Annotated in this window: 6 protein-coding genes; 3 read left to right on the top strand and 3 right to left on the bottom strand. The window is 51.4% G+C overall.

The features are described from left to right. Window positions 1-127: 127 nt before the first annotated feature. Window positions 128-415 carry a hypothetical protein gene (locus C7B82_RS24245; protein ID WP_106259303.1) on the top strand — a complete coding sequence of 96 codons (288 nt, stop codon included), beginning with the start codon at window positions 128-130 and terminating at the stop codon, window positions 413-415. 43 nt (window positions 416-458) lie between these two features. On the opposite strand, the gene C7B82_RS24240 is transcribed toward C7B82_RS24245, so the two are convergent. Both C7B82_RS24240 and C7B82_RS24235 read right to left on the bottom strand, forming a co-directional pair. Continuing rightward, a complete protein-coding gene (locus C7B82_RS24240) occupies window positions 459-1,289 on the bottom strand; it encodes a cold shock domain-containing protein (protein WP_106259301.1) in 831 nt (276 codons plus the stop codon). A 15-nt stretch (window positions 1,290-1,304) separates the two neighbouring features. Further along, window positions 1,305-1,982: a response regulator transcription factor gene (locus C7B82_RS24235; RefSeq protein WP_106259299.1), complete on the bottom strand. Its 678-nt coding sequence runs from the start codon at window positions 1,980-1,982 to the stop codon at window positions 1,305-1,307. A 659-nt stretch (window positions 1,983-2,641) separates the two neighbouring features. Between C7B82_RS24235 and C7B82_RS24230 the strand changes: the two genes are divergently transcribed. Next, window positions 2,642-3,145, top strand: a complete 504-nt coding sequence (locus C7B82_RS24230) for a DUF2808 domain-containing protein (protein WP_106259304.1) — start codon at window positions 2,642-2,644, stop codon at window positions 3,143-3,145. A 76-nt stretch (window positions 3,146-3,221) separates the two neighbouring features. Here the strand turns inward: C7B82_RS24230 and ribBA are convergent, their stop codons facing one another. Further along, on the bottom strand, window positions 3,222-4,928 hold the full coding sequence (gene ribBA / locus C7B82_RS24225) for a bifunctional 3,4-dihydroxy-2-butanone-4-phosphate synthase/GTP cyclohydrolase II (protein ID WP_106259298.1): 1,707 nt from the start codon (window positions 4,926-4,928) through the stop codon (window positions 3,222-3,224). A 289-nt stretch (window positions 4,929-5,217) separates the two neighbouring features. Between ribBA and argC the strand changes: the two genes are divergently transcribed. Further along, window positions 5,218-6,279 (top strand): N-acetyl-gamma-glutamyl-phosphate reductase, encoded by a 1,062-nt coding sequence (gene argC / locus C7B82_RS24220; RefSeq protein ID WP_106259296.1) that lies wholly within the window; start codon window positions 5,218-5,220, stop codon window positions 6,277-6,279. Window positions 6,280-6,489: the final 210 nt, after the last annotated feature.

Raw genomic sequence — 6,489 nt, 5'->3', positions numbered from 1 at the left:
TCGCTTCGCGGCTCTAGCCGAAAGCTGAAGTACTGAAGTAAGGAGGGTGATCTCGATCAGAGTTCGCCAACGGTATCCGTCGGTTGGGTTGACGTTTGACGAAACCCAACACAGCTAATACTTAAATATGGATGAATTGATCCGAGAACCGCTCAATCTTGTTGTTCTTTTAATTGCTATTCTGATTGCCATTCCCCTGTTTGGTTGGCTGCTGACTCTTGTGCAAGCAACCTTTCGAGCGGCACTGTCGCTCGCGGCGATCGGCATCATCGCAGCTCTAATTTTGATTGTGCTCTTTGGCGTTAGCCCTGACCAAATCGTGCATCAGGTCAGCCGGACTCCCCAAGCCTTGAGACAGATTTTGATCGAAGGCACTAATTCCTGGAAAAGCTTTTCTCAGGCGTACGGTAAGTGATAACCATTTGCGACTGCCAAAACGCTGGGCTGTTGCTGCCAAGTCACGCTGTCTGGATGTTACGAGCAGTCAAACCAGTGTTGCTCTCAACCAACTCAAACTTCACGCGCTGACCAGGCTTGAGTGTGCGGTAGCCTTCTCCAGGAATGGCTGTGAAATTGAAGAAGATTTCATCTTCCATCCCATCTCTGGCAATGGCTCCGTTACCAGATTGCAGATCAAACCAGCGCACAATCCCTTGCCCAATCGGCAGCCCGTTTGCTCCTAAGCTTGGTGCTCCCTCTGCCCATGCTTGCTGCGGAATGCGGATCTGCTGTACGGCTGGAGTGTTGTAAGCCTCGTAGCGATAATCCGATCGCGCTTCCATCAGAGTGCGCAGATCGTGCCGCAATTCTTCAAGGGTAGGGCGTCCAACAAAGAACCAGCCGTTATAGATTTTGTAGATGCTTAAGTCAGAACGCAGAACAAACGTGTAAGGCTGAGCGCGATAGGCATACTCACCTTCTGTTTCGTCCAGAATGTTAATTTGCTTGATGACTGTTCGCTGTTCGTCTGCCAGAAACTGCCATTGTGCCCCCAACCCGGCACGAAACGCAGCTTGCACAAGGGGTGGATCGGCGCTGATGGCAACGAGCTTGCTATAGTTGACCACTAATTCATCTTGAAACTGCACTAACTGACGAAACTGTTGGCGATCGCGAGGACAAAAGAACCCCCGATAAAACACCACAATTAAGGGGTAGCCATCCAAAAAGCCTAGCTTTTGATCCATTAGTCCCGGCTGGGTGAACTGAGAAAGCGTTGTTGCCTCCTGTTGATGGTTGGGCAACGTCACGTTAGGAAAGCGATCACCCACTTGAAGCGTTGTTGTCATCCTTACTGCTCCCATCTATTGCTCTCGTAACGCGTATCCCACGCCGCGTACGGTATGGATCAACCGCTTTTCGCCTTTCTCTTCTAGCTTCAGGCGCAGATAACGCACATATACCTCAATGATGTTGGAGTCGCCCATAAAGTCATAGCCCCAAACCTTTTCGAGAATTTGGTCGCGAGTATAGACCTGGCGGGGATGGTTCAACAGGTATTCCAATAAGTCAAACTCTTTCGCCGTCAGATCGATCGCACGTTCACCCCGATGCACTTCACGAGTACGACGATTGAGGCTAAGGTCTTCAAACTGTGCCAAATCTTCATCTGCTTCTTGGGTACGACGCAGATGAGCACGAATTCTTGCCAACAGTTCCTCAATGCTGAAAGGTTTGACCACATAATCATCGGCACCAGCATCGAGACCTGTGACGCGATCGCCCACTTCATCACGCGCAGTCAGCAAGATGACAGGGACTTTGCTCCCCGTTGCTCGCAGACGCCGACATAGTTCTACACCCGTTAATCCCGGTAGCATCCAGTCTAGAATCGCGAGATCTGGCTCAGACTCACGTGCCAGTGACAGCCCCGACATGCCATCATGCGCGACACTGACACGATACCCTTCACTGCTCAATTCCAGTTCGACAAACCGAGCTAACTTGACTTCATCTTCAACTAGAAGAATATGTGCTGCCATACTGTTTCTCCTTGAGCAGGTAAGGCAAACACCGGCGCATTTCCTCTACCTGGCTGTGACGTTAGGTTGTAGATCGTTCTATCGCTTCACTTTAAGCGGAATCGCTGGGAAAAAATGAGTTTTCCCTGAGTCGAGCGCTAACGTTTGCTTAAAACATCAGAAATCAAGGCTTACCCATATTCGCTGTCTCGTCATCACCTTTAAAAACTGCGAGAAGACTGCGAGTACTGATACCAATTTGAATTAAAAACACGACAGATGACTGTACGGGCTTGGCAATGCCAAGCCCCTCCTGAAACTTGATTTGCTTAAAGAACCCTTTAAATTGGTATGACCACTAACCGCTGACTACTAACCGCTAAACAACGGCGGCTTGCTTACACATAATCGAGCACTTCCACCCCTGTTGCTATAGCTGTCGCCACAAAGGTTAGGACATTGGGATCAAAGGGGATGTGGGGGCTTTGCCCCCAGCCAGGGGTTCCACCCCTGCACCCGTCCTAAGCAATCTAAATCTGTTGACTTCATATTCTTAGACTATTTTCATTTATGCATCAGTCTTACCTCATATGGGTCGGTCAATCTATTAACCATTGGCACCTGATGACGAGATCGTGCCAAATGGCTTTATTGTTCCACTCGTTTCCGAGGATTTCCCCATGAAAAGTTTAATCTATGGCGGTTTGACTGCCTTATTGTTGACCACAGCAACAACAGCAATGGCTCAATCAACCAACCGGATACAGGCAGAAGCAGCTCTGTCTGAACCATCGTCAATGATTTTTAATTTTAGTGCGCCCATTATTACGAACTCTGGCGCCTTAGGCAGTACTCAATTTATCCGCATTGCTGTCATTGGCATGACGTTAAAGGACTTACAGATTGCTGTGCCCAGCCAAATGGAACGCTACGACAGCGTTCGAGTGATCGATCAAGCAGGTAAAGAAGTGAGTACCAAAATCAACTCCAGCAAGGAGCGGGTAGGCATTACGTTTGACCAGCCTGTAGCTCCTGGTGGCTACCTGCAAGTGGAATTTGTAGGCGTGCGTATGTCTACTCCAAATGATGGTATTTTGCAGTACGGCGTGACGGGCAAGCGGGCTGGCGTCAGTGGCGACATTCCGATTGGAACCGCCAGAATTCAACTGCCGAACAGAGGGTAAGATTGACGACTGTGGGGACGTTCCATGAGACGTCCCCGCAGTCGTAAGCATGAACCATGACACCCATCCAGTTTTTCTAACTGGTGAACCCAGTGGTTCGATCGGCTGTGAAGCTATAGATTGTCTGTGTTTGTAGAGTTTCGCTAATGGTGGAGGGCTTTTGTTTAAGTGAGAAGACCTGACGATCGATCTGTACCTGTAACCCCGTCAACGGATCGGTGCCTGGAGACACAATGAATTCGAGCTTTTGCAGATTGGGCAACGAGGTAAGGCTATCGAGAATTTGGGCGATCGCCTTCACATACGGGTGTTCTGGCGACTGATACCACTCTGGATTGCCTAACAGCGGTTGATCAAAACCGAGATGAACAATGAGCGCCGAGTCGCCGAAGAGTGCTTTAGCGACCGGGCGCACTTCTTCTTGCAGCAGCAGGTCGTGGGCTTTGGCTAAATACCGTAGCTTTTGCAGGCGATCGTACCGCTCGGCGACGGTATCAGCATCAGCTTGCCAGCGAATCGCTAGCGTCACCAGGTAAGTCTGTAGAAACAGGTGACCCAGCTTTTCGGCTTTCGTTGCTAAATAACTGGAATTGTAAGCGGTGGCTTCAATGAGCAGTGGCACCCGCTCGACCACTTCAAGCTCATAGCCTTTCAGTCCGGCGATTTTGCGGGGATTATTCGTGATCAGCCGCATTTGACGGATGCCCAGGTCATTGAGAATTTGAGCCCCCATGCCATAGTTGCGCAAATCAGCCGGAAAGCCTAGATGCTCGTTTGCTTCTACCGTATCCAGACCCATATCTTGTAGTGAGTAAGCTTTGAGCTTGTTGACCAGACCAATACCGCGTCCTTCTTGCCGCAAGTAAACAACGACGCCCTGACCCGCATTTTCAATCATTTTGAGTGCCGCTTGCAGCTGCATCCGGCAATCGCACCGGAGTGAGCCGAGCGCGTCACCCGTCAGGCATTCAGAGTGCATGCGTACCATCACAGGCGTGTCATGAAAGCTGGCCGGATCACCTTTGACGATCGCTACATGCTCAGTATCATCCAGCGTGTGACGGTAGGCGTAGATCTGAAAATGTCCAAATTCGGTGGGCAGGTCGGCGATCGCTTCCCGTTGAATCAGCCGCTCATGCTCCAGCCGATAGCTAATCAAATCCGCAATGCTAATGATTTTGAGGTGATGGATCTTCGCATAGTCAATTAGTTCGGGCAGTCGTGCCATCGAGCCGTCAGCGTTCTGAATTTCGCAGATCACGCCGGAGGGGTGCAACCCTGCTAAGCGCGACAGATCGACAGCGGCTTCGGTATGGCCGGCTCGTTTCAGCACACCGCCTTCTCTAGCACGAAGCGGAAACACGTGACCGGGACGACGCAGGTCATTGGGGCGAGTGGCTGAGTTAATGGCAATTTGGATCGTACGGGCGCGGTCTTCGGCAGAAATACCCGTTGATACGCCAGCGCTGGGAGACGCATCAATGCTGACGGTGAACGCGGTCTGGTTGCTATCGGTATTGTTGGTCACCATCAGCGGCAGATCGAGTTCATCCAGACGATCGCCTGTCATGGCGAGACAGATAAGCCCACGCGCCTCTACCGCCATAAAGTTAATCATGTCCGGTGTGGCAAACTGGGCAGCAGCAATCAGGTCACCCTCGTTCTCTCGGTTTTCGTCATCAACGACGACGATCGCCCGACCGCATTTGAGGTCTGCCAGCGCAGTTTCGATGAGATCAAAGGTGAAGGGAGTGGATTGGGATGGATCGACAGAGACGTTCAAGGCAGGAGTACCGTAAAGTTTTTTGAAGCGAACTTATCTTTAAATTGTAGTCTTTTTGCCTGGGCAACAGCGTGCTCAGTGCTAGACCAGCCAGCAGAATTGATCCCAGCGTTGGCTGAACGGCGATCGCAGCAGTCAACCATCTCGTTAATGGGCGCGCTATCGCTGGCCTGAGCCGAAAGTCAACAATCCCTGGTAGAAGGTAACTCGATTTCCCCACAAACGGTAGCTCTGGTACTACAATGCAGCAAATATTCAGTCGTTTGACCCGCAAAGAAGGTAAATCATCATGGGTGATATGGGACGCATACCGGTCGGGATTGTCGGTGCGTCGGGCTACGGTGGCGTACAGCTAGTGCGCCTTTTAATGGATCATCCGCGCCTGGAGCTTGCCTATCTTGGCGGCGAAAGCAGTGCTGGAAAGGCTTTTGCAGAGCTTTATCCGCATCTGGGACATCGCGTACAGCAGATCATTGAGCCGCTCGACTTGGAGAAAATTGCCGATCGCTGTCAGGTTGTCTTCCTCTCGCTGCCCAACGGGTTGGCATACAAGATGGCTCCCACGCTGCTGGAGAAGGGTTGTAAGGTGCTGGACCTGTCCGCAGATTATCGCTTTTCTGATCTCTCGACCTACACTGCCTGGTATGGCGGCGATCGCGACGATCAGGCCATTGCAGAAACAGCGGTCTATGGCTTGCCAGAACTGTACCGCGATCGCATTGCCGAAGCCCAGCTTGTGGGTTGTCCCGGTTGCTACCCCACTGCAAGTTTGCTGGGTCTGTCACCACTGCTCAAACAGGGGTTAGTGGTACCCGAAACTGCCATCATTGACGCGAAATCGGGCACCTCTGGGGGCGGCAGACAGGCGAAAGTCGGGATGCTGCTAGCAGAAGCCGACAATACCTTCGCAGCCTACAATGTTGCGGGTCGTCATCGCCATACGCCTGAGATTGAGCAAGTTTGCAGTGATCTGGCAGGGCATGAAGTGTTAATTCAGTTCACACCGCATTTGGTGCCGATGGTGCGCGGTATTCTAGCCACGATCTACGCGAACCTTCGTGATCCCGGTTTGGTCCGCGAGGATCTTCTCACCATTTACAACGCCTTTTACCGCAACGCGCCCTGGGTGAGAGTGCTTCCCAGCGGCACCTATCCCCAAACCAAATGGGCCGCAGGTACCAACCTCTGCTACATCGGGTTAGAAGTTGACCCACGCACCGATCGCGTGATTGTGATGTCGGCGATCGACAACCTTATGAAAGGACAGGCAGGGCAGGCGATCCAATGCCTCAACATCATGATGGGCTGGGATGAAACGTTAGGGTTGCCGCAGCTTGCGTTTTATCCTTAGAAACATAGATTTACAGCAATTCTCAATCAGGTAAGCCACAGTCTTGTCGAGACGGGTGTGGGGTGTAGGGTGTGGTGAATGCAAATGAAAACGGCTGTAATAAAGTGCAATTCTTTCTGTAGGGACGTTCCATGCATGTGTTTAGCGTTGTTGTACGGGAATCAGTAACCCGGAATCCTTGGATCGGTGTTTAAGGTGGAAGAAGCCGAT

This window comes from Stenomitos frigidus ULC18 (assembly GCF_003003795.1).
GTDB lineage: Bacteria > Cyanobacteriota > Cyanobacteriia > Leptolyngbyales > Leptolyngbyaceae > Stenomitos > Stenomitos frigidus_A.
This window is presented reverse-complemented; position numbering and strand designations above follow the sequence as displayed.

Excerpts from the sequence above, each read along its gene's own strand:
- C7B82_RS24245 (WP_106259303.1), top strand. The coding sequence starts at position 128 with ATGGATGAATTGATCCGAGAACCGCTCAATCTTGTTGTTCTTTTAATT.
- C7B82_RS24235 (WP_106259299.1), bottom strand. The coding sequence starts at position 1,982 with ATGGCAGCACATATTCTTCTAGTTGAAGATGAAGTCAAGTTAGCTCGG.
- C7B82_RS24240 (WP_106259301.1), bottom strand. The coding sequence starts at position 1,289 with ATGACAACAACGCTTCAAGTGGGTGATCGCTTTCCTAACGTGACGTTG.
- argC (WP_106259296.1), top strand. The coding sequence starts at position 5,218 with ATGGGTGATATGGGACGCATACCGGTCGGGATTGTCGGTGCGTCGGGC.
- C7B82_RS24230 (WP_106259304.1), top strand. The coding sequence starts at position 2,642 with ATGAAAAGTTTAATCTATGGCGGTTTGACTGCCTTATTGTTGACCACA.